Origin of the sequence: Streptomyces achromogenes (genome assembly GCF_030816715.1) — a bacterium.
GTDB classification, from domain to species: domain Bacteria; phylum Actinomycetota; class Actinomycetes; order Streptomycetales; family Streptomycetaceae; genus Streptomyces; species Streptomyces achromogenes_A.
Window position 1 is genome coordinate 7328848 of record NZ_JAUSYH010000001.1, and the last position, 25073, is coordinate 7353920.

At 71.3% G+C, this 25073-nt stretch carries 24 protein-coding genes; 9 read left to right on the forward strand and 15 right to left on the reverse strand.

Annotation, left to right across the window (positions count from 1 at the left end; all coding sequences use genetic code 11):
• Positions 1-84: 84 nt before the first annotated feature.
• The gene (locus tag QF032_RS32745; RefSeq protein ID WP_306947677.1) at positions 85-408 is read right to left on the reverse strand and encodes a DUF6980 family protein; all 324 of its coding nucleotides are present in this window, start codon (positions 406-408) and stop codon (positions 85-87) included.
• Positions 409-500: 92 nt separating this feature from the next.
• Between QF032_RS32745 and lpdA the strand changes: the two genes are divergently transcribed.
• From lpdA to QF032_RS32770, 5 genes are all read left to right on the forward strand, one after another.
• Positions 501-1913, forward strand: a complete 1413-nt coding sequence (gene lpdA, locus QF032_RS32750) for a dihydrolipoyl dehydrogenase (RefSeq protein WP_307047443.1) — start codon at positions 501-503, stop codon at positions 1911-1913.
• A gap of 132 nt (positions 1914-2045) precedes the next feature.
• The gene (locus tag QF032_RS32755; protein WP_307047445.1) at positions 2046-3332 is read left to right on the forward strand and encodes a hypothetical protein; all 1287 of its coding nucleotides are present in this window, start codon (positions 2046-2048) and stop codon (positions 3330-3332) included.
• The gene (locus QF032_RS32760; protein ID WP_307058862.1) at positions 3329-3814 is read left to right on the forward strand and encodes a DUF7144 family membrane protein; all 486 of its coding nucleotides are present in this window, start codon (positions 3329-3331) and stop codon (positions 3812-3814) included. Before QF032_RS32755 ends, QF032_RS32760 begins: the two co-directional genes overlap by 4 nt.
• A 49-nt stretch (positions 3815-3863) precedes the next feature.
• Positions 3864-5354, forward strand: coding sequence for an AlkA N-terminal domain-containing protein (locus QF032_RS32765; protein WP_307058864.1), 1491 nt, complete (start codon positions 3864-3866; stop codon positions 5352-5354).
• 9 nt (positions 5355-5363) lie between these two features.
• A complete protein-coding gene (locus QF032_RS32770; RefSeq protein ID WP_307047450.1) occupies positions 5364-5861 on the forward strand; it encodes a methylated-DNA--[protein]-cysteine S-methyltransferase in 498 nt (165 codons plus the stop codon).
• Between the two features lie 31 nt (positions 5862-5892).
• On the opposite strand, the gene QF032_RS32775 is transcribed toward QF032_RS32770, so the two are convergent.
• Positions 5893-6627: an SIR2 family NAD-dependent protein deacylase gene (locus QF032_RS32775; protein WP_306947668.1), complete on the reverse strand. Its 735-nt coding sequence runs from the start codon at positions 6625-6627 to the stop codon at positions 5893-5895.
• Positions 6628-6709: 82 nt separating this feature from the next.
• Here QF032_RS32775 and QF032_RS32780 point away from each other — a divergent pair, with 82 nt between their 5' ends.
• Positions 6710-6910: a type II toxin-antitoxin system VapB family antitoxin gene (locus QF032_RS32780; protein ID WP_307047452.1), complete on the forward strand. Its 201-nt coding sequence runs from the start codon at positions 6710-6712 to the stop codon at positions 6908-6910.
• Between the two features lie 22 nt (positions 6911-6932).
• On the opposite strand, the gene QF032_RS32785 is transcribed toward QF032_RS32780, so the two are convergent.
• On the reverse strand, positions 6933-7433 hold the full coding sequence (locus tag QF032_RS32785) for an NUDIX domain-containing protein (RefSeq protein WP_307058866.1): 501 nt from the start codon (positions 7431-7433) through the stop codon (positions 6933-6935).
• Positions 7434-7612: 179 nt separating this feature from the next.
• Here QF032_RS32785 and QF032_RS32790 point away from each other — a divergent pair, with 179 nt between their 5' ends.
• The gene (locus QF032_RS32790) at positions 7613-8731 is read left to right on the forward strand and encodes a glycerate kinase (protein ID WP_307060468.1); all 1119 of its coding nucleotides are present in this window, start codon (positions 7613-7615) and stop codon (positions 8729-8731) included.
• A gap of 159 nt (positions 8732-8890) precedes the next feature.
• Here QF032_RS32790 and pssA read toward each other — a convergent pair whose 3' ends face one another.
• From pssA to QF032_RS32835, 9 genes are all read right to left on the reverse strand, one after another.
• Positions 8891-9709 carry a CDP-diacylglycerol--serine O-phosphatidyltransferase gene (pssA, locus tag QF032_RS32795; protein ID WP_107446705.1) on the reverse strand — a complete coding sequence of 273 codons (819 nt, stop codon included), beginning with the start codon at positions 9707-9709 and terminating at the stop codon, positions 8891-8893.
• Between the two features lie 22 nt (positions 9710-9731).
• Positions 9732-10388, reverse strand: coding sequence for a phosphatidylserine decarboxylase (locus tag QF032_RS32800; protein ID WP_057582234.1), 657 nt, complete (start codon positions 10386-10388; stop codon positions 9732-9734).
• Positions 10389-10558: 170 nt separating this feature from the next.
• Positions 10559-11764: an acyl-CoA dehydrogenase family protein gene (locus tag QF032_RS32805; RefSeq protein ID WP_306947661.1), complete on the reverse strand. Its 1206-nt coding sequence runs from the start codon at positions 11762-11764 to the stop codon at positions 10559-10561.
• A 2-nt stretch (positions 11765-11766) separates the two neighbouring features.
• The gene (locus tag QF032_RS32810) at positions 11767-12291 is read right to left on the reverse strand and encodes a MaoC family dehydratase (RefSeq protein WP_306947659.1); all 525 of its coding nucleotides are present in this window, start codon (positions 12289-12291) and stop codon (positions 11767-11769) included.
• A gap of 15 nt (positions 12292-12306) precedes the next feature.
• Positions 12307-13266: an HpcH/HpaI aldolase/citrate lyase family protein gene (locus QF032_RS32815; protein ID WP_307047456.1), complete on the reverse strand. Its 960-nt coding sequence runs from the start codon at positions 13264-13266 to the stop codon at positions 12307-12309.
• The gene (locus QF032_RS32820) at positions 13263-15311 is read right to left on the reverse strand and encodes a protein meaA (RefSeq protein WP_307058869.1); all 2049 of its coding nucleotides are present in this window, start codon (positions 15309-15311) and stop codon (positions 13263-13265) included. Before QF032_RS32820 ends, QF032_RS32815 begins: the two co-directional genes overlap by 4 nt.
• A gap of 17 nt (positions 15312-15328) precedes the next feature.
• Positions 15329-16666, reverse strand: coding sequence for a crotonyl-CoA carboxylase/reductase (gene ccrA / locus QF032_RS32825; protein ID WP_307050411.1), 1338 nt, complete (start codon positions 16664-16666; stop codon positions 15329-15331).
• Positions 16667-17102: 436 nt separating this feature from the next.
• Positions 17103-17921 (reverse strand): TetR family transcriptional regulator, encoded by an 819-nt coding sequence (locus QF032_RS32830; RefSeq protein WP_057582271.1) that lies wholly within the window; start codon positions 17919-17921, stop codon positions 17103-17105.
• A gap of 136 nt (positions 17922-18057) precedes the next feature.
• Entirely contained in the window at positions 18058-19863 is a 1806-nt protein-coding gene (locus QF032_RS32835; protein ID WP_307058871.1) for a 3-hydroxyacyl-CoA dehydrogenase family protein, read from the reverse strand.
• 385 nt (positions 19864-20248) lie between these two features.
• Between QF032_RS32835 and QF032_RS32840 the strand changes: the two genes are divergently transcribed.
• The gene (locus QF032_RS32840; protein WP_307058873.1) at positions 20249-20824 is read left to right on the forward strand and encodes an adenylosuccinate lyase; all 576 of its coding nucleotides are present in this window, start codon (positions 20249-20251) and stop codon (positions 20822-20824) included.
• Positions 20825-20867: 43 nt separating this feature from the next.
• Here QF032_RS32840 and QF032_RS32845 read toward each other — a convergent pair whose 3' ends face one another.
• From QF032_RS32845 to QF032_RS32855, 3 genes are all read right to left on the reverse strand, one after another.
• Positions 20868-21383 (reverse strand): GNAT family N-acetyltransferase, encoded by a 516-nt coding sequence (locus tag QF032_RS32845; RefSeq protein WP_307060471.1) that lies wholly within the window; start codon positions 21381-21383, stop codon positions 20868-20870.
• Positions 21384-21578: 195 nt separating this feature from the next.
• Positions 21579-23156 carry an alpha/beta hydrolase gene (locus QF032_RS32850; protein ID WP_307058875.1) on the reverse strand — a complete coding sequence of 526 codons (1578 nt, stop codon included), beginning with the start codon at positions 23154-23156 and terminating at the stop codon, positions 21579-21581.
• Positions 23157-23291: 135 nt separating this feature from the next.
• A complete protein-coding gene (locus QF032_RS32855; protein WP_307047467.1) occupies positions 23292-24344 on the reverse strand; it encodes an Rv2578c family radical SAM protein in 1053 nt (350 codons plus the stop codon).
• Between the two features lie 221 nt (positions 24345-24565).
• Between QF032_RS32855 and QF032_RS32860 the strand changes: the two genes are divergently transcribed.
• Positions 24566-25009, forward strand: coding sequence for an SRPBCC family protein (locus QF032_RS32860; protein WP_057582223.1), 444 nt, complete (start codon positions 24566-24568; stop codon positions 25007-25009).
• Positions 25010-25073: the final 64 nt, after the last annotated feature.

Consider the following 25073-nt stretch of genomic DNA (forward strand, 5'->3'; position numbering starts at 1 on the left):
GGCGCTTTCAGCACCGCCGGACAGAGCGGCAGTGGGGGCACGGTCACCGCACACCCGGCGGTGACCGTGCCCCCACCCGTCCGCTCACCCTGCCGCGGCACCGCCGCCCGCCCGCAGCCACCGTTCGTCCTCGAACTCCGGAGGAACCTCGTCCTCCCACGGGTCGATCCCCCGCGCCTCCAGCTCGTCGAACCACCGGTCCCGCTGCGAGGCGGGCAGCCGAGCCCCGCACCACGGGCAGTGGGCGATCCCGCTGGTCGCGGTGCCCCCGTCATGGATGATCAGTCCGTACTCCCGGAACCTGGGCACGAACCGCACCAGCGCGTCGGGACACGCGAAAGGGTCGGGGTGCACCTCGCACCGGTGATTCACCTGACTGTTCATCGCGTCACAACAGTGTTCGATCACTCACGCATTCTCCCCGGCGACACGGAAGAATCGGACCGGAACGACGCACCACGCACCACCCGTCACGCACTTTATTGAAAAGGAAACCTCCCATGGCCGAGCAGGACGAACGCTTCGACGTCGTGGTCCTCGGCGCCGGCCCCGGCGGCTACGTCGCCGCGGTCCGCGCCGCCCAACTGGGCAAGCGCGTCGCCGTAGTCGAGGAGAAGTACTGGGGCGGCGTCTGTCTCAACGTGGGCTGCATCCCCACCAAGGCCCTCCTGCGCAACGCCGAACTCGCCCACATCTTCACCCGCGAGGCGAAGACCTTCGGCATCAAGGTCGACGGACAGGTCTCCTTCGACTACGGCGAGGCCTACCGCCGCAGCCGCAAGGTCGCCGACGGCAGGGTCAAGGGCGTCCACTACCTGATGAAGAAGAACAAGATCACCGAGTTCGACGGCCGCGGCACGTTCGTGGACGACCACACCCTCACGGTGACCGGCGGCGACGGCGAGACCCGCACCATCGGTTTCGACACGTGCATCATCGCCACCGGAGCCACGCCCAGACTGCTCCCCGGCACCAGGCGCACCGCCCGCGTGGTCACGTACGAGGAGCAGATCCTCGCCGACGACCTCCCGCGGTCGATCGTCGTCGCGGGCGCCGGGGCGATCGGCATCGAGTTCGCGTACGTCCTGCACAACTACGGCGTGAAGGTCACGATCGTCGAGTTCCTGGACCGTATGGCGCCCCTGGAGGACGCCGAGATCTCCGCCGAACTCGCCCGCCAGTACCGCAAGCTGGGCATCGACGTGCTCACCTCCACCCGTGTCGACTCCATCGACGAGTCCGGCCCCCGGGTCCGCGTCACCGTCACCGGCAAGGACGGCGCCCAGCAGGTCCTCGAGACCGACAAGGTCCTCCAGGCGATCGGCTTCGCCCCGAACGTCACCGGATTCGGCCTGGAGAACACCGGGGTCGCGGTCACCGAACGCGGCGCGATCGACGTCGACGGCCGCTGCCGCACCTCGGTCCCGCACATCTACGCCATCGGCGACGTCACCGCGAAGCTCATGCTCGCGCACACCGCCGAGGCGATGGGCGTCGTCGCCGCCGAGACCCTCGCCGGCGCGGAGACCATGGAACTGGACTACGCCATGATCCCGCGCGCCACCTACTGCCAGCCGCAGATCGCCAGCTTCGGGTACACCGAGGCCCAGGCCCGGGAGCGCGGCCACGACGTCAAGGTGGCGAAGTTCCCGTTCACCGCGAACGGCAAGGCGCACGGCCTCGGCGACGTCACCGGCTTCGTGAAGCTGATCAGCGACGCCCGGTACGGCGAGCTGCTCGGCGGCCACCTCATCGGCCCCGACGTCACCGAACTCCTGCCCGAGCTCACGCTGGCCCAGCAGTGGGACCTCACCGTCCACGAGGTCGCCCGCAACGTCCACGCCCACCCGACGCTGGGCGAGGCCGTCAAGGAGGCGGTGCACGGCCTGGCCGGACACATGATCAACATGTAGTCGGCCCGACGCGGGCGGCGGGGTCGTTCACCCGGACGGCCCCGCCGCGCTCGCCGTCGCCGCACGGCCGGGGTGTGCTGGCACCGACCGGACCCATCCGGACCGGCGGAGCCTGCGGCGAGGGAGTACGGCATGCCCGACAGCGGTGTTCCCGCCGACGCGGAACTGGAGACGCTCCGGGCCCGCGTCGCGGCGCTGGAGGCGGAGCGCAGCCGTCCACCCGCCCACCACCGGGTCCGCTCGGTCTTCGCGGTCGTCTTCATCGTCCTCGGCTGCGTCCTGGCCCCGCTGGGCCTGGTGGCGGCCTGGACGTCCAGCATCGTGGGCGACACCGACCGCTACGTCGACACCGTGCGCCCCCTGGCCGCCGACAAGGACATCCAGAACGCGGCCGCCGACCGCGTCACGGACGCGCTGATGGAGCGCATCGACCTCACCGCGCTCCTCCAGGACGCCGCCCCCGCCCAGCGGCCCCTGCTGGAGAAGGCCCTCGGCAAGCTCGGCCCCTCGCTCGAGGACGCCGTCCGCAGCTTCGTGCACGACAAGGCGCAGGCGATCGTCGCCTCCGACGCCTTCCAGAAGATCTGGACCGACGCCAACCGCAGGATCCACAGCTCCGTCGAGAAGGCGCTCACGGGCAGCGGCGGCGGCGCGGTGAAGATCCGGAACGACACGGTGACACTCGACCTCGCGCCGGTCGTCGACCAGGTCAAGCAACGTCTCGTCGACTCCGGCATGACGGTCGCGGGGAAGATCCCCGAGATCCACACCGATTTCACCCTCGTCAGGTCCGAGGACATCGGCAAGGTCAAGACGTACTTCCGGGTGCTGCAACTGGTGGGCCTCTGGCTGCCCGTCGTCGCGGTCCTGCTGGTCGCGGCCGGCGTCCTGCTGTCGACGCACCGCCGCCGCGTCCTGATCGTCGCCGCGCTCTGCTTCGCCTTCGCCACGCTCCTCCTGGGCATCGCGCTGACCGTCTTCCGGGTCGTCTACCTGGACGCCCTGCCGGCCGGCGTCTCCCAGCCGGCCGCCGGGTCCGTGTACGACACGCTGGTCCGCTTCCTGCGCACCTCCGTGCGGTCGGTGGTCGCCCTCGCCGTGGTGGTCGCCCTCGCCGCCTGGCTGACCGGGCCCGGACGTCACGCCGCTCTGGTACGGCGGCTGTGGCACTCGGGCATCGGCGCCGTGCGCACGACCGCCGACCACGCCGGACTGCGCACCGGCCCCGTCGGGCCGTGGGTGGACCGCTACCGCACCTGGATCACGTGGATCCTGGCCGCGGGCGCCGTCCTGGCCTTCCTCCTGTGGCCCTACCCGACGGGCTGGGTCGTCGTCGGTCTCGCCCTCGCCCTGCTCTTCGCGCTCGCAGTCGTCGACTTCCTCGCCGTCCCGCCCCGCCGAAAGGACCTCCCCGCATGAGCGCGCACCCCCCGGCCGGCGACCCGCACGGCGAGATCGGCAGCGCCTGGTCCGCGCCGCGCGGCGGGCCGCGCCCGCCGGAGCCGGGCCACGGGCGGCTGGGCGACGGCATCGTCTTCGCCGGCGTCCTGATGCTCTGCGGCGGGGTGCTCGCCGTCCTCCAGGGCGTCGCGGCCATCGCCGAGGACGACGTCTACGCCCGTATCGGCTCCTACGTCTACGAGCTCAGCCTGACCGGCTGGGGCTGGATCCACCTCGCGCTCGGCGTCCTCGCCGCAGCGACCGGGGCGGCCCTGCTCAGGGGGATGACCTGGGCCCGCTTCACCGGCGTCTTCCTCGCCGCGCTGAGCCTCGTCCTGCAGTTCCTGTTCCTGCCGTACGAGCCGCTGTGGTCGGTCGTCGTCATGGCGATCGACGCCTTCGTGATTTGGTCGCTGGTCTCCTGGCAGGAGCGCGGAGCGGCCCAGGGCACACCACGTTGATGTCGGATTCCCGCCAGCGCCGGCGCGCCCCCCGGACGATGCTGGACCCATGCAGAACGGCATGCACACCGACCGCGAACGCTGCGTGCGCGCCGTCCGGTCCAAGGACGCGCGCTTCGACGGCTGGTTCTTCACGGCAGTCCTGACCACCGGGATCTACTGCCGGCCGAGCTGCCCGGCGGTACCGCCCAAACCGGAGAACATGGTGTTCCGGCCGAGCGCCGCAGCCTGCCAGCAGGCCGGCTTCCGCGCCTGCAAGCGCTGCCGGCCCGACACCAGCCCCGGCTCCCCGGAGTGGAACCTGCGGGCCGACCTGGTCGCGCGGGCCATGCGGCTGATCGCGGACGGCGTCGTCGACCGCGAGGGCGTTCCCGGACTCGCCGCCAGGCTCGGATACAGCACCCGCCAGATCGAACGTCAACTCGTCGGCGAACTCGGCGCGGGACCCCTGGCGTTGGCCCGCGCCCAGCGCGCCCAGACCGCCCGCCTCCTCATCGAGACCACCGGACTCTCCATGGCGGACGTCGCGTTCGCCGCCGGTTTCGCCTCCGTGCGCACCTTCAACGACACCGTGCGCGAGGTGTTCGCCCTCGCTCCGAGCGCACTGCGCGCCGGCGTCCCGCGCAAGAACGCCCCCGCCCACCCGGCGACGCCCGGAACGCTCGCCCTGCGCCTCCCCTTCCGCGCACCCCTCAACCCCGACAACCTGTTCGGGCACCTCGCCGCGACCGGCGTCCCCGGCGTGGAGGAGTGGCGGGACGGCGCGTTCCGGCGCACGCTGCGGCTGCCGTACGGGCACGGAGTGGTGGCGCTCACCCCGAACGCCGACCACATCGGCTGCCGTCTCACCCTCAGCGACCTGCGCGATCTCACCGTGGCCATCAGCCGCTGCCGGCGGATGCTGGACCTGGACGCCGACCCGGTCGCCGTCGACGAGCAGCTGCGCACCGACCCGCTGCTCGCGCCCCTGGTGGACAAGGCGCCCGGCCGGCGGGTGCCGCGCACGGTCGACGAGGCGGAGTTCGCCGTCCGCGCCGTGCTGGGCCAGCAGGTGTCGACCGCGGCCGCGCGCACCCACGCCGCCCGCCTGGTCACCGCCCACGGCGACCCGGTGGACGATCCCGAGGGCGGCCTCACCCACCTCTTCCCGACCCCCGAGGCCCTGGCCGAGCTCGATCCCGGGTCCCTCGCCATGCCCCGCACCCGCCGTGCCACCTTCACCACCCTGGTGCGCGAACTCGCCGCCGGAACCCTGCGTCTCGGCGCGGAGAGCGACTGGCCCGAAGCCCGCGCGAGGCTCCTCGCGCTGCCCGGCTTCGGGCCCTGGACCACCGACGTCATCGCGATGCGCGCCCTCGGCGACCCCGACGCCTTCCTGCCCACCGACCTCGGAATCCGGCGCGCCGCACAGGAGTTGGGCCTGCCCTCGACGCCGGCGGCGCTCACCGCGCGGGCGGCGGCCTGGCGCCCCTGGCGCGCGTACGCCGTCCAGTACCTCTGGGCGACCGACAGCCACCCGATCAACTTCCTTCCGGTATAAGGACGTTCCGTGAAGCACTACACGATCATCGACAGCCCGTACGGCCCGCTCACCCTCGTCGCCGACGACGGGGTCCTGTGCGGCCTCTACATGGCCGACCAGCGCCACCGGCCGCCCGAGGAGAATTTCGGCTCCCGGGACGACACGCGCTTCGGCGCCGCAGAGGAGCAGCTGACGGCCTATTTCGCGGGCGAGCTGACGGAGTTCACCCTCGAACTGCACCTGCACGGAACGCCGTTCCAACGCAGTGTCTGGGCCGGGCTGCGCGCGATCCCGTACGGCGAGACCCGCAGCTACGGCGAGCTCGCCGAAGCCCTCGGCAGTCCGGGCGCCTCCCGTGCGGTGGGCCTGGCCAACGGCCGGAACCCCATCGGCATCATCGTGCCCTGCCACCGCGTGATCGGCGCCGGCGGCGGCCTCACCGGCTACGGCGGCGGCCTGCACCGCAAACGCCGGCTGCTGGACTTCGAGAGCGGCGCCACCACGGCCGGGCGGACCCTGTTCTAGGGGCGTGCCGTGCGGTCCGCCCGGAAGGGGCCTACGCGCTCTCCCTCTCCAGGCTTCGCAGGAGCTGGGGCAGGGCGGTGCCGATGGGCTCGCGGACCACTTCGTCGGCGATGTCGTCGTACGGGGTCGGCTCGGCGTTGACGATGACCAGGCGGGCTCCGTGATCGGCGGCGACGCCGGCGAGTCCCGCGGCGGGCTGGACGCGCAGACTGGTGCCGACGGCGATGAACACGGTGCAGGCCTTGCTGATCGCCAGCGCCTCGCCGAGGACGACCGGGTCGAGCCGTTCGCCGAACATGACGGTGGCCGACTTGAGGATCCCGCCGCACTCCGGGCAGGGCGGGTCCTCCTCGCCGGCCTCGAGGCGGGCTAAGGCGTCCTCCATCGGCCCGCGGGCACGGCAGCTCGTGCACACGACGCTGCGGGCGGTGCCGTGCAGCTCCAGGACCTTGCGGGCGGGCACGCCGGCGAGTTGGTGGAGCCCGTCCACGTTCTGGGTGATCACCCGAACGGGGATCCCGGACCGCTCCAGCTCGGCGACGGCCAGATGCGCGGCGTTCGGCTCGGCCTTCAGGGCCTGGCTCGTGCGCCGCATCTGCCACGAGCGCCGCCGGATCTCCGGGGCGCCCATGTAGTACTCGTAGGTGACGAGCTTCTCCGCCTCCGGATCCCGCCGCCACAGCCCGTTCGGACCGCGGTAGTCAGGGATGCCGGAATCGGTGGAGATGCCTGCACCGCTGAGGATGGCGACAAGGGGCTTGCTCATGCGTTCGAGCGTAGGGCGGGCCTTCGGCGGCCGCGAGCGTATTATCCGCCCGGGACGGGGTGGCCGGTGCTACCTTCCCGGCATGGCCAAGGTATCCGTCTCGCTCGATGCCGAACTCGTCGTCGAGGTCATGGTGCTCACCGGTGTGGGCAGCCCGCAGGACGCCGTCGAGCTGGTCGTGCGCGACTACATCGAGCGCGGTCACCGCACGGAGGCCCGTACCGCCGCCCGCGACGAGGCGCTGCGGGACGTGGACGGCAGGCAGCCCGACGTCGAGGGGTGAGCGGCGCAGCCGCGCCCGCAGGTCAGCGTGCCGGACGGCCGTTCTCCAGCTCGGCCGTCACCGAGCCGTCGGCCAAGGCGTCCAGCGCGGCCAGCACCCGGTGGCCCAGCTCTCCCAGCAGATGGCCGGTGAGCTCCTCGCGCGGCACCAGCCGCCAGGACAGCAGCTCCGACTCCTGCAGCCGGATCGCCCCGAGGTCGTTCTCGTCGAGGACCCCGCCGTCGTAGACGTACGCCACCAGCGGCGGACGGTCCGGGCCGAGCACCCAGTCCACCGCGAGCAGCCGGCCGAGCTCGCGGTCGAGCCCGATCTCCTCGAGCGTCTCGCGCCGCGCGCCCCGCCGGGGGCTCTCGCCCTCGTCGGACTCGATCGTGCCACCCGGAAGGGCCCAGCCGGCCCGGTAGTTCGGCTCGACGAGCAGGACCCGCCCCCGCGCGTCGCGGAACAGCGCGGCGGCTCCGGCCAGGACGCGGGGCAGGGAGGCGACGTACGCGGCATAGTCGGGCGTGCTGGAGGCGGTCATCCGGGAAGGGTACGTGCCGGGCCCGGCGCCCGGCACGGGTCCAGGGGCCGGGCACCGCATGACGGCGCGGGCCCGCTGCGGTTAAGGTCACAACGGCGCGACCGGCCCTGACGTGCGCGGGGCCCGGAGAGCAAGGGGATGGCAAGGTGGCGGACGCTGCACGGCAGGGCACCCGACGGGTGCTCGTGGCCGCGGACAAGTTCAAGGGCTCGCTGACGGCCGTGGAGGTCGCCGAGCGGGTGACGGCCGGGCTGCGCCGGGCCGTGCCGGACGTCGAGGTGGAGGCCCTGCCCGTCGCGGACGGCGGCGACGGGACGGTGGCCGCGGCGGTCGCGGCCGGGTTCACCCGCCGGGAGGTGCGGGTCGCCGGGCCGCTCGGCCAGGAGGTGACGGCCGCGTTCGCCGTGCGCGGCGACACCGCGGTGGTGGAGATGGCGGAGGCGAGCGGACTGCAACGGCTCCCGGCCGGCGTCCTCACCCCGCTCACGGCGTCGACGTACGGCTCGGGCGAGCTGCTGCGGGCCGCGCTGGACGCGGGTGTGCGCACGATCGTGTTCGGCGTCGGCGGCAGCGCGACCACGGACGGCGGCGCGGGCATGCTCTCGGCGCTCGGCGCGCGGTTCCTCGACGAGGACGGCGAGCCGGTGGCGCCGGGCGGCGGCGGCCTCGCGCGGCTGGCCCGCGCGGACCTCTCGGCGCTGGACCCCCGCCTCGCCGCCGTGGAACTGGTGCTGGCGAGCGACGTCGACAACCCGCTGACCGGGCCCAAGGGCGCGCCGGCGGTGTACGGGCCGCAGAAGGGCGCCTCGCCGGACGACGTCGAGACGCTGGACGCGGCGCTCGCGCACTACGCGCGCGTGCTCGAGGCGTCGGTCGGGGCGCGGGCCGCCGAGTACGCCGACGCGCCGGGCGCCGGCGCGGCGGGCGGCATCGGCTACGGGGCGCTGCTGATGGGCGCCCGCTTCCGCGCCGGGATCGAGGTCATGCTCGACGTGCTGGGCTTCGCGCCGGCGCTCGAGCGGGCCGAGCTGGTGATCACCGGGGAGGGCTCGCTGGACGAGCAGACCCTGCACGGCAAGGCGCCCGCGGGCGTCGCCGCCGCGGCCCGGGCCGCCGGCAAGGAGGTCGTCGCCGTCTGCGGCCGCCTCGCACTGCCGCCCGCGGAGCTGGGCCGGGCGGGCATCCGCCGGGCGTATCCGCTGACCGACGTCGAGCCGGACGTCGCCACGTGCATCGCGGACGCCGGCCCGATCCTGGAGCGCGTCGCGGAGCGGATCGGCCGCGACTTCCTGAGCTGACCGGCGACGACGCCCCGATCCGGCCGGAACGCCTTCCCGCTTCGACCGGAACGGTGGTGTCCCGGTCCGACCGGTGACGGCGCGTGGAGCGGCAGAAAAGGCGAAGGGGCCCGAACCATGAGGTTCGGGCCCCTTCGCCGTCGTACGACCGCTGGTGCGCTACGGCAGCTGCCCCGCGCGGGCCTCGCGGCGGTTGCCGCGAAAGTTGTTCACCCGGCGTGCCGTGGCGAACAGCGGGATGACCGCGCCCATGACCAGCTGCAGCGCGCAGCCCGTCTGGAGCAGGAGCTGACCGCTCGGGGCGTCGAACGCCCAGGCCGCCAGAAGGCCCATCGACAGCACGATCCAGATGAGCACCGCCCCGGCCAGGCGCCCCCGCGGCTTCGGGTACTCGACCCGGCTCACCATCAGCCAGGCGGTGCCCAGGATGGCCATCAGGGTCGCCTCGAACGGCAGGCCGAGCAGCACGATCGAGACGACCGTGAGTGCGCCGAACGGAGACGGCATGCCCTGGAAGGTGCCGTCCTTGACGGTGACGCACGAGAATCTCGCGAGCCTGAGCACCACCGCCAGCAGGACCACGATCGCGCCGACCGCCGCCACCCGCTGGTGGGCGTCGTCGGCGACCATGCCGTAGACCAGGACGAAGTACGCCGGCGCCAGACCGAAGCTGATCAGGTCCGACAGGTTGTCCAGCTCCGCGCCCATCGGGGAGGAGCGCAGCTTGCGCGCGACCAGGCCGTCGAAGAGGTCGAAGATCGCCGCGCAGAGCATCAGGATGACCGCCGTGGCCGCGCTGTGGCGGGCCATGCCGGATTCCTGGCTGCCGGTGAGGTGCGGGATCAGGATGCCGGTGGTGGTGAAGTACACCGCCATGAAGCCGCACGTGGCGTTGCCGAGGGTGAGGGTGTCCGCTATCGACAGACGCAGGGAGAGCGGCATCTCCTCTTCGTCGTCCACCTCGTCGGCCTCGGGCACCCAGCCCGCCTGGGTCTCCGGGTCAATCACGGTCAATGCGAGTCACCCCTGCCACGGTCTTCTGCCCTACCTCGACCGCGACGTCCACGCCCTCGGGCAGGTAGATGTCGACGCGCGAGCCGAAGCGGATCAGGCCGATCCGCTCGCCCTGCTCGACCTTCGTGCCCTCGGGGATGTAGGGGACGATGCGGCGGGCCACGGCTCCGGCGATCTGGATCATCTCGATGTCACCGAGCTCGGTGTCGAAGTGCCAGACGACGCGCTCGTTGTTCTCGCTCTCCTTGTTGAACGCCGGCACGAATCCGCCGGGGATGTGCTCGACCGACGTCACGGTGCCGGCCAGCGGCGCGCGGTTGACGTGGACGTTGAGCGGGCTCATGAAGATCGCGACCCGGGTGCGCCCGTCCTTCCACGGCATGATGCTCTGCACCACACCGTCGGCGGGGGAGATGACCCGGCCCTCCGCGATCTCTCGCTCGGGGTCGCGGAAGAACCACAGCATGCCCGCCGCGAGAGCGGTGGCGGGCACGGCGACGGCCTTGGCGGCACCCGAGCGGCGGGCGCGCAGGAGGCTGACGGCTGCGGTGGCGACGGTCGGCAGAAGCCACGGCGATGCTCCGCGCGCGAGGCGTGCGCCTACCAGGCTGTCGCGGTGTGCAGAGGTTTGGCTGTGGGGCATGGATGACCTTCGTAGCGGATGATGCCGCGCTTCGACGGGGGGACGGCGGCTTTCCGCGATCGTAGCGGTTCGGGGCCACAACTGGGTAAGTCAGGAAGCCGAGTCGACGGGACAGGGAAGTTGACAGGGTGTGATCTTCTTCTCGAAGAAAACACCCCCAACTCGGACAATCAGCCCTGGAACCGATACTCCTCGAGCAACCGGCGCCCGATGATCATTTTCTGGATTTCGGCGGTGCCTTCACCGATCAGCAACATCGGGGCCTCGCGGTAGAGGCGCTCGATCTCGTACTCCTTGGAGAAACCGTAGCCCCCGTGGATACGGAAGGAGTCCTCCACGACCTCCTTGCAGTACTCGGAGGCGAGGTACTTCGCCATCCCTGCCTCGAGGTCGTTTCGTTCTCCGGAGTCCTTTTTGCGTGCGGCGTTCACCATCATCGCATGCGCGGCCTCGACCTTGGTAGCCATCTCGGCCAGCTTGAACTGGATGGCCTGGTGCTGGGCGATCGGCTTGCCGAAGGTGTGGCGCTGCTGGGCGTACCGGACGCCCAGCTCGAAGGCACGCTGAGCGACGCCGCAGCCACGCGCCGCGACATTCACGCGACCCACCTCGACGCCGTCCATCATTTGGTAAAAACCGCGGCCGGTGACCCCGCCGAGCACGCGATCGGGGGAAAGCCGCAGGCCGTCCATGATGAGCTCGGTGGTGTCGACGCCCTTGTAGCCCATCTTGTCGATCTTGCCCGGGATGGTCAGGCCGGGGCGGACCTCGCCGAAGCCGGGCTCCTTCTCGATGAGGAAGGTGGTCATCGACTTGTGGGGCGCCGTGCCCTCGGGGTGTCCTTCGTCACTTCGCACGAGAACGGCCACCAGGGACGACGTTCCGCCGTTCGTCAGCCACATCTTCTGGCCGTTGAGGACGTACTCCTCACCGTCCTTCACCGCCTTCGACGTGATCGCCGACACGTCGGAGCCGAGACCCGGCTCCGACATCGAGAACGCGCCCCGGATGTCGCCGGCCGCCATGCGCGGCAGGTAGTGGTCCTTCTGCTCCTGGGTGCCGTGCTGCTTGAGCATGTACGCCACGATGAAGTGGGTGTTGATGATGCCGGAGACCGACATCCAGCCGCGGGCGATCTCCTCGACGCACAGGGCGTAGGTGAGGAGCGACTCGCCCAGACCGCCGTACTCCTCGGGGATCATCAGACCGAACAGGCCCAACTCCTTGAGGCCGTCGACGATCTGCTGCGGGTACTCGTCGCGGTGCTCCAGCTCGGTGGCGACCGGGATGATCTCCTTGTCCACGAAGTCGCGGACCGTGGAGAGGATCTCCTGCTGGATGTCGGTCAGACCGGCGGTCTGGGCGAGGCGCGCCATGGCTACTTCTCCGTCTTTTCCGAAGGGTCGTTCAGCTCCGGGCGGCCCGGCTGCTCGCCGCCGCGCTCCTTGATGTACGTCTCGGTCGGCACCATGACCTTGCGGCGGAACACGCAGACCAGCGTGCCGTCCTGCTTGTAGCCCTTGGTCTCGACGTAGACGATGCCGCGGTCGTTCTTCGACTTCGACGGCCACTTGTCCAGCACGGTCGTCTGGCCGTACAGCGTGTCGCCGTGGAAGGTCGGGGCCACGTGCCGCAGCGACTCGATCTCCAGGTTGGCGATCGCCTTGCCGGAGATGTCGGGCACGGACATGCCGAGCAGCAGCGAGTAGATGTAGTTGCCCACGACGACGTTCTTGCCGAAGTCGGTCGTCTTCTCGGCGTAGTTCGTGTCCATGTGGAGCGGGTGGTGGTTCATGGTGAGGAGACAGAACAGGTGGTCGTCGTACTCGGTGACCGTCTTTCCCGGCCAGTGCTTGTACGTCGCCCCGACCTCGAACTCCTCGTAGGTGCGTCCGAACTGCATCGCGCTCAGGGCTCCTCAGTTGTCGGGGATCTCGAACTTCGACGTGCGCCGCATGCCGGCCGCCCGTCCCTTGCCGGAGATGACCAGCGCCATCTTGCGGCTGGCCTCGTCGATCATCTCGTCGCCGAGCATCGCCGAGCCCTTCTTGCCGCCCGCCTCGGACGTGCAGTAGTCGTACGCGTCCAGGATCAGCTCGGCGTGGTCGAAGTCCTCCTGCGACGGCGAGAAGATCTCGTTGGACGCCTCGACCTGGCCGGGGTGCAGCACCCACTTGCCGTCGAAGCCGAGCGCGGCGGCGCGCTGCGCGACCGCGCGGTAGCCGTCCACGTTGCGGATCTGCAGGTAGGGGCCGTCGATCGCCTGGAGGTCGTTGGCGCGGGCGGCCATCAGGATCTTCATCAGGATGTAGTGGTAGGCGTCCGCCGGGTAGCCGGGCGGCTGCTCGCCCACGACCAGCGACTTCATGTTGATGGAGGCCATGAAGTCGGCCGGGCCGAAGATGATCGTCTCGACGCGCGGGGAGGCCTGCGCGATCTCGTTGACGTTGTTGAGGCCCTGGGCGTTCTCGATCTGCGCCTCGATGCCGATGCGGCCGACCTCGAAGCCCATGGTCTTCTCGATCTGCGTGAGCAGCAGGTCGAGGGCGACGATCTGCTGGGCGTTCTGCACCTTCGGCAGCATGATGCAGTCGAGGTTGGGCCCGGCCCCCTCGACGACCGTCACGACGTCGCGGTACGTCCACTCGGTCGTCCAGTCGTTGACGCGCACGACCCTGGTCTTGCCGGTCCAGTCGCCCTCGTTGAGGAACTTGACGATGGTGTGCCGCGCCTCGGGCTTGGCGAGCGGCGCACACGCGTCCTCGAGGTCCAGGAAGACCTGGTCGGCGGGCAGGCCCTGGGCCTTCTCCAGGAATCGCGGGTTGCTTCCCGGGACCGCGAGACAGGAGCGCCGCGGACGAAGACGGTTGACGGTCATGCGGGGACCTCCAGGGGGTCGAGCTTGTTCGCTTTGCGGATCTCGTCGACGATGCGGCCGATGATTCCGGTGATGTCGAAGTCCTTCGGGGTGAAGACCGCGGCCACGCCGGCGGCCCTGAGCTGCTCGGCGTCTCCATTCGGGATGATGCCACCGGCGATCACCGGGATGTCTGTGGCACCGGCCACACGCAGCCGTTCGAGGACGTCCGGCACCAGTTGGGCGTGCGATCCGGAGAGGATGGACAGGCCGACGGCGTGCACGTCCTCCTCGAGCGCCGCGTCCACGATCTGCTCGGGCGTCAGCCGGATGCCCTGGTAGACCACTTCGAACCCGGCGTCGCGGGCCCGCACGGCGATCTGCTCGGCCCCGTTGGAGTGACCGTCCAGGCCCGGCTTGCCGACCAGGAAGCGCAGCTTGCCGACACCCATGTCCTTCGCGGTCAGGTCGACCCTGCGGCGGACGTCGGCCATGGCCGAGCCCTCCTCCGCCGGGACCGCCACCGGCGCCGACGACACGCCCGTCGGCGCGCGGAACTCGCCGAACACCTCGCGCAGCGCCCCGGCCCACTCGCCGGTCGTGACGCCGGCGCGGGCGCACTCCAGGGTCGCCTCCATGAGGTTGGCGGTGCCCTTGGCGGCCTCCTTCAGCTTCTCCAGCGCCTTGCACGGACGCGGGTGGTTGAAGGGCGGCTGGTAGCGGGTGTCGCGCCAGTTCTCCAGCGAGGCGATGACACGGGCCTCGACCGCCGGGTCGACCGTCTGGATGGCCGTGTCGAGATCCGCGGTCAGCGGGTTGGGCTCGGTCGTCTCGAAGACGTTGACGCCGATGATCTTGTCCTGTCCGGACTCGATCCGGGCCCTGCGCTCGGCGTGCGAGGAGACCAGCTGCGACTTGAGGTAGCCGGACTCGACGGCGGCCATCGCGCCGCCCATCTCCTGGATCCGCTCGATCTCCGTGAGGGACGCCTCGACCAGCTCGGCGACCTTCGCCTCGACGACGTGCGAGCCCGCGAAGATGTCCTCGTACTCCAGCAGGTCGCTCTCCAGGGCGAGGACCTGCTGGATGCGCAGGCTCCACTGCTGGTCCCAGGGCCGGGGGAGGCCCAGGGCCTCGTTCCAGGCCGGCAGCTGCACGGCACGCGCGCGTGCGTCCTTCGACAGCGTCACGGCGAGCATCTCCAGCACGATCCGCTGGACGTTGTTCTCCGGCTGCGCCTCCGTCAGGCCCAGGGAGTTGACCTGGACGCCGTAGCGGAAGCGCCGCTGCTTGGGGTTCTCGATGCCGTAGCGCTCTCGGGTGACCTGGTCCCAGATGCGGCCGAAGGCGCGCATCTTGCACATCTCCTCGATGAAGCGGACGCCCGCGTTCACGAAGAAGGAGATACGGGCGACGACGTCGCCGAACTTGTCGGCCGGCACCTGCCCGGAGTCCCGGACGGCGTCCAGCACGGCGATCGCCGTGGACATCGCGTACGCGATCTCCTGCACCGGCGTGGCCCCGGCCTCCTGCAGGTGGTAGCTGCAGATGTTGATCGGGTTCCACTTCGGCATGTGGGACACCGTGTACGCGATCATGTCCGTCGTCAGGCGCAGGCTCGGCCCCGGCGGGAAGACGTGCGTCCCCCGGGACAGGTACTCCTTGACGATGTCGTTCTGGGTCGTGCCCTGGAGCAGGGTGACGTCCGCGCCCTGCTCCTCGGCGACGACCTGGTAGAGCGCCAGCAGCCACATGGCGGTGGCGTTGATCGTCATCGAGGTGTTCATCTGTTCCAGGGGGATGTCCTGGAACAGCCTGCGCATGTCGCCGAGATGGGCCACCGGCACGCCGACCCGGCCGACCTCGCCGCGGGCGAGGATGTGGTCGGAGTCGTAACCGGTCTGGGTGGGCAGGTCGAACGCGACCGACAGACCCGTCTGACCCTTGGCGAGGTTGCGCCGGTACAGCTCGTTGGACGCCTCGGCCGTGGAGTGACCGGCGTACGTGCGCATGAGCCACGGCCGGTCCTTCTCCCGCTGTCCTGCGGCGGACTGACGCTCAGTCATCTATGACCCCGGGTGTCTCAGATGTTGCGGAAGCGGTTGATGGCGTCGATGTGCTGGGCGCGCTTGGCCTCGTCGCGCACGCCCAGCCCCTCCTGGGGTGCCAGCGCGAGGACGCCGACCTTGCCCTGGTGGAGGTTGCGGTGCACGTCGTAGGCGGCCTGGCCGGTCTCCTCCAGGGAGTAGACCTTCGACAGCGTCGGGTGGATCTTGCCCTTCGCGACCAGCCGGTTGGCCTCCCAGGCCTCGCGGTAGTTGGCGAAGTGCGAGCCGATGATCCGCTTCAGGGACATCCACAGGTAGCGGTTGTCGTACTGGTGCATGTAGCCCGAGGTCGAGGCGCAGGTGGTGATGGTGCCGCCCTTGCGGGTGACGTAGACGGAGGCGCCGAAGGTCTCGCGGCCGGGGTGCTCGAAGACGATGTCGATGTCCTCGCCGCCGGTGAGCTCGCGGATGCGCTTGCCGAAGCGCTTCCATTCCTTCGGGTCCTGGGTGTTCTCGTCCTTCCAGAACCGGTAGTCCTCGGCGGTGCGGTCGATGATCGCCTCGGCGCCCATGGCCCGGCAGATCTCGGCCTTCTGCGGCGAGGAGACGACGCAGATCGGGTTGGCGCCGCCGGCCAGCGCGAACTGCGTGGCGTAGCTGCCGAGTCCGCCGCTGGCGCCCCAGATCAGGACGTTGTCGCCCTGCTTCATGCCGGCGCCGTTGCGGGAGACCAGCTGCCGGTAGGCGGTGGAGTTGACGAGGCCGGGGGCCGCCGCCTCCTCCCACGACAGGTGGTCCGGCTTCGGCATCAGCTGGTTGGACTTGACCAGGGCGATCTCCGCCAGGCCGCCGAAGTTGGTCTCGAAGCCCCAGATGCGCTGCTCGGGGTCGAGCATCGTGTCGTTGTGGCCGTCCGAGGACTCCAGTTCGACGGAGAGGCAGTGCGCGACGACCTCGTCGCCCGGCTTCCAGGCGTTGACGCCGGGGCCGGTGCGCAGCACGACGCCCGCGAGGTCGGAGCCGATGACGTGGTACGGCAGGTCGTGCCGCTTGGTGAGCTCGCTGAGGCGGCCGTAGCGCTCCAGGAAGGAGAACGTGGAGACCGGCTCGAAGATCGAGGTCCACACGGAGTTGTAGTTGACCGAGGAGGCCATGACGGCCACCAGGGCCTCGCCCGGTCCGAGCTCGGGCAGGGCCACCTCGTCCAGGTGGATCGACTTGCGCGGGTCCTTGTCGCGGGTCTCCAGGCCCGCGAACATCTCCGTCTCGTCCTTGTGCACGGTGATCGCGCGGTAGGACTCGGGGAGCGGCAGAGCGGCGAAGTCGTCCGGCGTGGACTCCGGCGACTGGATCGCGTCCAGGATCTTGTTCATGGTCACGGTGTTGCCTCCGGCGGTGAGCGCCCTGAGGGAGGGGCGCTGGGGTGTACGTCGGTGCTGCTGAGGGTTCGGGGAAGTGCCGTCGGTTCGGCTGGTGTGGTTCGGCAGCGCTTTGTGGCGCGGGAGGTTGCCTGTGACGCAGGCGTCCGGGCGCGCAATCCATGGGGTTGCGGGGACAGCCGACGTACGCATGGTCTCTGCACGCCGGCCGCCCGGACACCTTCAACGTATGACACCGCGTGTCACCTCGCAAGGCACTGAGTGCCAGAACTTCCTCTCAGCTGAAATCTTTACGTAACACATGAGCGATGATCGATCGAACGGGGACGTAATTCCGCGCGAAAAGGTGCTCTGACATGCCAAAACGGCCACCCCGAGGGGTGGCCGTCATCACAGCGCGAAGGGGACCGAGAAGGGGCGCGGAGGGCTCTCAGCGCTCCTTGAGTGCCTGCTCGATGGTGCGCATGACCTCGTCCAGCGACGCGTCGGTCCGGGCGACGGTGACCAGCACCTCGCCCTGGGCGGAGGAGACCGCCGCCGCGACCGGCTGCGGGGCGCCGGCGCTGCCGCGGCCGGCTCCGATGCCCGTCCCGAACGTCTTGCGCACGATCGCGAAGGCGTGGTCGAGCTGGCTCTCGACGTCGCCCTGGCCGCCGGCCCTCAGCCAGCGCCGCAGCACGTGGTTGTGGGCGGTGACCACGGCGGAGGCGGCGACCTCGGCGAGCAGCGGGTCGTCGTTGGCGTCGTCGTCGTGCGCGTGCTCGTCGAAGTGGCCGAGGAGATAACGGGTGAACAGCCGCTCGTAGCGGGCCACCGACGCGATCTCGGCCTCGCGCAGGGTGGGCACCTCGCGCGTGAGCTGGTAGCGGGCGACCGAGATCTCCGGACGCGCCGCGTACATCCGCATGACCTCCTTGATGCCCCGGCACACCGTGTCCAGCGGGTGCTCGTGCGCGGGGGCCGCGTTCAGCACGGCCTCCGCCCGGATCAGGGTGTCGTCGTGGTCGGGGAAGATCGCCTCTTCCTTCGAGCGGAAGTGACGGAAGAAGGTGCGGCGGGCGACCCCGGCCGCCGCGGCGATCTCGTCGACGGTGGTCGCCTCGTACCCCTTGGTCGAGAACAGCTCCATGGCCGCGGCCGCCAGTTCTCGGCGCATCTTGAGCCGCTGGGCGGCCGCGCGGCTGCCTGCGGCGCTCTCCGGCGCGTCGGGCGTGGCTGGTGTACGTGAGGACCTGGCGGGCTGGGACATGACCCGAACGTACTGCATGTGCGCAGCTCGGTGCGCCTGTCCGGGGCTTCCCCCGCCCTCGGCGGGCGGGGGCGCTCCGACGGGGTCGAGCAGGCCGCCCCAGTCCTCCGTCGTGCCGAACCCGTCGCCGGCGCCGTCAGCGGCGGGCATATTCGCGGAAGCCGCGGCCGGTCTTGCGGCCGAGGCAGCCCGCGGCCACCAGGTGCTCCAGCAGCGGCGCCGGCGCCAGTCCCGGGTCGCGGAACTCGCGGTGCAGGACCTTCTCGATGGCCAGCGAGACGTCGAGCCCGACCACGTCCAGCAGTTCGAAGGGGCCCATCGGGTAGCCGCCGCCCAGCTTCATCGCGGCGTCGATGTCGTCCAGGGTCGCGTAGTGCTCCTGCACCATCTTGATCGCGTTGTTGAGGTACGGGAAGAGCAGCGCGTTCACGATGAAGCCCGCCCGGTCGCCGCAGTCGACGGCGTGCTTCTTGATCCGCGCGCACACCTCGCGGACCGTCGCGTGGACGTCGTCGGCCGTCAGCACCGTACGCACGACCTCGACCAGCTTCATCGCGGGCGCCGGGTTGAAGAAGTGCATCCCGATCACGTCCTGCGGGCGCGAGGTGGCGCGGGCGCAGGCGACGACCGGCAGCGAGGAGGTCGTCGTGGCGAGGACCGCGCCGGGCTTGCACACCTTGTCCAGCGTCGCGAAGAGCTGCTGCTTGACATCGAGGTCCTCGGCGACGGCCTCCAGCGCCAGGTCGACGTCGGCGAACGCGTCGTAGGAGCCGGCCGGGGTGATCCGGTCCAGGATCTGCGCGGCGGCCTCGGCGGTCAGCCGGCCCTTGTCGACGGAACGGGCGAGCGACTTGCCGATCCGGGCCTTGGCGGTCTGCGCCTTCTCCTCGCTGCGGGCGGCGAGGACGACGTCGTAACCGGCCTTGGCGAAGACCTCGGCGATGCCGGAGGCCATGGTGCCGGAGCCGGCGACGCCGACCGAGGCGACCGCACGGCCCGCGGCCCCGGAGCCGCCCGACAGCGGCGTCAGCGCGTCCGGGACGACCGTCGCGCTGCCCGGGGCCTCGTAGGTGTAGAAGCCGCGGCCCGCCTTACGGCCCGTCAGGCCGGCCTCGCTGAGCTGCCCCAGGATCGGCGCGGGGGCGTGCAGACGGTCGTGGGACTCGGCGTACATGGCCTCCAGCACCGTACGGGCGGTGTCGACGCCGATCAGGTCCAGCAGCGCCAGCGGGCCCATCGGCAGTCCGCAGCCGAGCCGCATCGCCGCGTCGATGTCCTCGCGGGAGGCGTACCGGGCCTCGTACATCGCGGCGGCCTGGTTGAGGTAGCCGAACAGCAGCCCGTCGGCGACGAAGCCGGGCCGGTCGCCGACCGCGACGGGCTCCTTGCCCAGGTCGAGCGCGAGGTCGGTGACGGCGGCGACGGCGGCCGGGGCGGTCAGCACCGAGGAGACGACCTCGACCAGCTTCATGGCCGGCGCCGGGTTGAAGAAGTGCAGGCCCAGCACCCGCTCCGGGTGGGCCGAGTCGGCGGCGAGACGGGTCACGGACAGCGCGTTGGTGCCGGTGGCGAGGATGGTCCCGGGACGCACGATCGAGTCCAGCTCGCGGAAGATCTGCTGCTTGACCTCGTACGACTCCGGCGCGACCTCGATCACGAGGTCGGCGTCGGCCGCGGTGCGCAGGTCGGTGGAGACGCGGACCCGGGCCAGGACGTCCGCGCGCTGCTGCTCGGTGAGCCGCCCACGCCGCACGGAGCGCTCGGTGGAGGCCTCCAGCGCGGCGACGGCGCGCGCGGTCTGGGCCTCGCTGACGTCGACGCCGATCACGTCGCGGCCGGCCGTGGCCAGGACCTCGGCGATGCCGGAGCCCATGGTGCCGAGGCCGATGACGGCGATCGTCTGGAGCGGGGACAGAGGGGTGTCGGACAGGGGAGCGGCCATCGCGGACTCCAGGAATGAGGTGACGACTGGGAACGCCCCCCGGTGCGCCGGGGGCCTCGAGAGGGCCGGGCGCACCGGGTGCGGAGAAAAGGAGTGCGGGTGTGATGCCGGGCTGCAAGCGCACACGCCCGGTGTCGTCACTGCGGGCGTGCACACGCCCCATGACGAACGAAAGTTCCGACCGGCCCTGTCCCGTGGCCGGGTCGTACAGCGGTACACGCGGTACCGAACCGACATCTCGCGGCGACTGCGTCACCAGGCCGCCACGAGGAGGTGCTGCGAGTGGGTGACTCGCTCGAATGAGCTTAACCGGTGGGTAACGAGCGCGCCAGCCCTTTGGCTGTGATGCACCTCCCTTCCGGGACGACCACCTAGGCTCGGCGACATGGACGAAGAGTTGCGATCGCTCACGGAGCGCTTACGGCGGGAGTCGGGGGGCACGGCACTCTACGAGCGGCTCACCGCCACCGCCGACCACGACGCGCTGGCGCAGGTGCTCACCGAGCCGGGACAGCCGCTGTGGGCCCGCGAACTGGCCGCGTTCCGGCTGGGGGTGGCCGGGGACCGCCGCGCCTTCGAGGCGCTCGTCCTGCTGCTCAACCACCGGGACCCGCCGCGCTGCGTCTGCGCCGCACACGCGCTGGCCCGCCTCGACGATCCGCGCACCGCCCGTGCGGCCGCCGCCCTGGCCACCAACGAACTGCGCGTGGCCTACGCCCTGCAGCCCGTCCGGCTGCTGGTGGAACTGCGCGCGCCCGAGTCCGTGCCCGCGCTGATCACGACGCTGCGGCGGCGGCTGCGGCCGCACGACCCCCACCGGCGGGTGGCGCTCGCCTGTGTGGAGGGGCTCGGCACGCTGGGCGACGGCCGCGCCCGGCCGGTGCTGAACGACGCGCTCGCCCACCCGGTCCTCGCCGAGGCGGCCGTGCACGCGCTGGGGCGCATACCCCGGCAGCGGTGAGCACACGGAACCGGACCCGGCGGGGTCCGGCCGCGCGGGCGGGTCAGCCGGAGCGGGGGACGGACGGCAGGTCCCCGCGGTAGCGCACCTCGGGCGCCGCGACCCCGTCCACCTCGAAGGCCTCCTCGGCGCCGTCCGCCCCGAACCCCGCGCGCTCGTAGAAGCGGCGGGCCGCGACGTTCCCCTTGAGCACCCAGAGGTACATACGGGAGTGCCCGAGGGCGCCGGCCCGCCGTACCGACTCCTGGAGCAGGGCGTGTCCGACGCCCCTGCCGAGATGCCCCGGGTCCACATAGATCGCGTACAACTCCGCGTCCGTCGTGCGCACTTCGCCGTCGCGGTAGGGGCCGTGGGCGGCCCAGCCGACCACCGCGCCGCCCCGTTCGGCGACCAGGTTCACCACGGCGGGGCCGCCGCGCGCGAAGAAGGCGCGCCGCTGCTCGGCGTCCTCGGCGACGCTCAGCGCGTCCAGGTGGGAATCGGGGAGCAGGCCCCGGTAGGCGGTCTGCCAGCCGCGGACCCGGATCTCGGAGACCCGGTCGACGTCGCCGAGCCGCATGTCCCGTACAGCGATCGGGAAGCTCACCGGGCCGCCACCGCCGCAGCCTCGACCCGCGTCGGGGACTTCGGACGAAACGGCCCCGCGGGGGCCGCCGGGGCGACCCCGGCAGGGGCGGGCATCCTGATCGGTTCACTCATGCGTCCATGATGGACCACGGGTCCGACAACGCCCCGGACGGGTCGGGCGGACCGCTCAGCCGCGGAAGCCCAGCAGCCCGTGCAGGGTGGAGCCGCGCGCCGAGGACTGCGTGACCTTCGAACCCAGCGGCTCGGGGTCGGGCTGCGCCGCGCAGACCGCGTCGGCCTCGCCGTTCCCGCGCGGCACCGTGCCGTCGGCCAGGTACGCCGCGAGGTGCTTGTCCAGGCAGGCGTTGCCGCTCAGCGTGATGCCGTGGTTCTGGCCGCCCTCCTCGACCACGAGGCTGGAGCCGCGCAGCAGCGCGTGGACCGTCGCGCCGCCCTCGAACGGCGTGGCCGCGTCGTTCGTCGCCTGGAACAGCAGGACCGGCGGCAGCGAGCCGTTGGTCACGTTCACCGGGCCCCGCGGCCGGGTCGGCCAGAACGCGCACGGCGCGTTGTACCAGGCGTTGTTCCACGTCATGAAGGGCGCCTTCGCGTACGCCGACCAGTTGTCCGAGCGCCACTGGTCCCAGTCGCCCGGCCAGGAGGCGTCACGGCACTGCACCGAGGTGTAGACGCTGTAGCCGTTGTCCCCGGCGGCGTCGACGGCCGCGAGGTTCTTGTACGCCTTGACCAGCGGCCCGGTGTTCCTGTCGTTCGCGTAGGCGGCGAACGCCTCGGCCAGGTGGGGCCAGTAGCCGTTGTAGTAGCCGCCGGGCAGGAAGGTGTCCTCCAGCTCCGAGGCGCCCACCGTGCCCTCGGCCGGCTTCTTCCCGAGCGCCGCCCGCATCGCGTACCACTTCGTCTCGACCTCGGCGGGGTCGGAGCCCAGCCGGTAGGCGGTGTCGTGCTTGGCGATCCAGGCCATCAGGGCGCGATGGCGGTCGTTGAAGGCGAGGTCCTGCGTGAGGTTGTCCTCGTACCAGACGCCGGTGGGGTCCACGACCGAGTCCAGGACCAGCCGCCGCACCCGCTGCGGGTACAGCCTGGCGTACACCGTGCCGAGGTAGGTGCCGTACGAGTAGCCGAAGTAGTTCAGCCGCGCCGCGCCCACCGCCTCACGGATCGCGTCCATGTCCTGGACCGCGCCGAGCGTGTCGATGTACGGCAGGACGTCGGCGTACTTCGCGGCGCAGGCCTCGGCGAAGGACCGGGCGCGCGTCAGGTTGGCCTGCTCGACCGCCTCGGTGAGCGGCACCGAGTCCGGTCGGACGGCGGCGAAGTGACCGGGCTTGCAGTTCAGGGCCGGCGTGCTCCTGCCCACCCCGCGCGGGTCGAAGCCGATGACGTCGTACTGCGCCGACACCGCCTTCGGCAGCGCCGAGGCGACGAAGCCGGCGAGGCTCAGCCCCCGGCCGCCGGGGCCGCCCGGGTTGACCAGCAGCGGCCCCTGGTACGTCTTCGCGGTGTGCGGGACGCGGGACAGCGCCAGCGTGATCTGTCTCCCGCCGGGCCGCGCGTGGTCGAGCGGTACCTTCAGCGAGGCGCACTGGAGCCTGGGCTGGTCGGTGGTCCCGCAGCCCTTCCAGGCGAGCTTCGCCGCGGGGGCGGGCGCGGAGGGGTGCGACGGGCTCGCGCCGGCGGGCACGGCCGTGACGGTCGCGGCCACCACGGCGACGGCGGCGCACAGCGAGGCTGCGCGTGGGTTCATGGAGGGCTCCCAGGACGGAGGTGGTCGGACCGCGCGGGTCACGGCCCCTGCCGGATCGTCCCGGAAAGTCCGCCTCGATGAACCTGTTCCGGCGTCGGTTGACCCGTTCGGGTCGCCGGATGCGCTCGAACGCGTTCAGATCAGCGTCAGTTGGGTCGGCCCGGACCCGGTGGGCTCCTCGGCCGGCCCGGGTTGCGGGATCCGGCGGGGCATCCCCGCGCGCGTGGGTCCGATGCCGTACTCCTCGGCCAGCTCGTGGACCTGACGGGTGATCCGCCGCTGGTACCACTTCGGGGCGTAGGAGCCGTCCGCGTACAGCCGTTCGTAGCGGCGCACCAGGTGGGGGTGGTGCTGCCCGAGCCAGGCCATGAACCACTCGCGGGCGCCGGGACGCAGGTGCAGCGCGAGGGGGGTGACGGAGGTGGCCCCGGCGGCCGCGATCGCCCGCACGGTGGCGCGCAGCCGGGCCGGTTCGTCGCTGAGGAAGGGGATGACGGGCGCCATCAGCACGCCGCAGCCGATGCCGTGGTCGGTGAGGGTCCGCACCACGTCCAGACGCCGCGCCGGGGCCGGGGTGCCGGGCTCCACCGTGCGCCACAGTTCGGTGTCGGTGAAGCCGACGGAGACCGAGACGCCGACCTCGGTGACCTCGGCGGACTGCCTCAGCAGGTCCAGGTCGCGCAGGATCAGGGTGCCCTTGGTCAGGATCGAGTAGGGGTTCGCCCGGTCGCGCAGGGCAGCCAGGATGCCCGGCATCAACCGGTAGCGGCCCTCCGCGCGCTGGTAACAGTCGACGTTCGTGCCCATCGCCACGTGCTCGCCGTGCCAGCGGGGCGAGGCCAGCTGGCGGCGCAGCAGCTCCGGAGCGTTGACCTTGACGACGATCTGGGTGTCGAAGCCGATCCCGGTGTCGAGGTCGAGATAGCCGTGCGTCTTACGCGCGAAGCAATAAACACATGCGTGTGTGCAACCCCGGTAGGGGTTCACCGTCCACTCGAACGGCATCCGGGAGGCGCCCGGCACCCGGTTGAGGATCGTGCGGGCCCGGATCTCGTGGAAGGTGATGCCGGCGAACTCGGGCGTGTCGAACGTCCTGGTCGTGACCGCGTCCGCACCGAACAGCGCGGCGTCGGCCGGCCGGTCGTGACGGGTCCCGCCGGTCTCCGCGGTGAGGTTCTCCCAGCGCATGACGCCTCCTCGGTAGCACTGCCCCCACAATAGAACATGTGTTCCCATGATCGTGCGAAGGGCGTTCGGCGGCCCTTTTCGATCGCCCCGCGATCGCTGCCGGACCCCCGATTTGGGCGGTCGAGGACCGGGGTGGTTGGCTTGCCCCGCAGTCGAGGAACCCCGAAGAACCCCTGCACAGCCCTGAACAACCCTGAGCAACACGGACCTGGAGGAACCCCATGGCGCAGGTCGAGGCCACCACCGAGCGGGTCGTCGCGGCAGACCCGGAGAAGGTGTTCGACACGATCGCCGACTACAGCGGCACGCGCGCGAAGCTGCTGCCCGAGCACTTCAGCGAGTACGAGGTGCGCGAGGGCGGCGACGGCGAGGGCACCCTCGTCCACTGGAAGCTCCAGGCCACCAGCAAGCGCGTGCGGGACTGCCTCCTGGAGGTCGCCGAACCGACCGACGGCGAACTCGTCGAGAAGGACCGCAACTCCTCGATGGTCACCGTCTGGCGCGTCACCCCGGCCGGCGAGGGCAGGTCCCGCGTCGTGGTCACCACCACCTGGGACGGCGCCGGCGGCATCGGCGGCTTCTTCGAGCGGACCTTCGCCCCCAAGGGCCTCGGCCGCATCTACGACGCGATCCTCGCCAACCTCGCCGCCGAGGTCGAGAAGTAGCCCGACCCGCCGCGCTCCCCGCGCGTTGACGACGGTCACCGGTCGGAGTGCTTCTTCCCTGAGC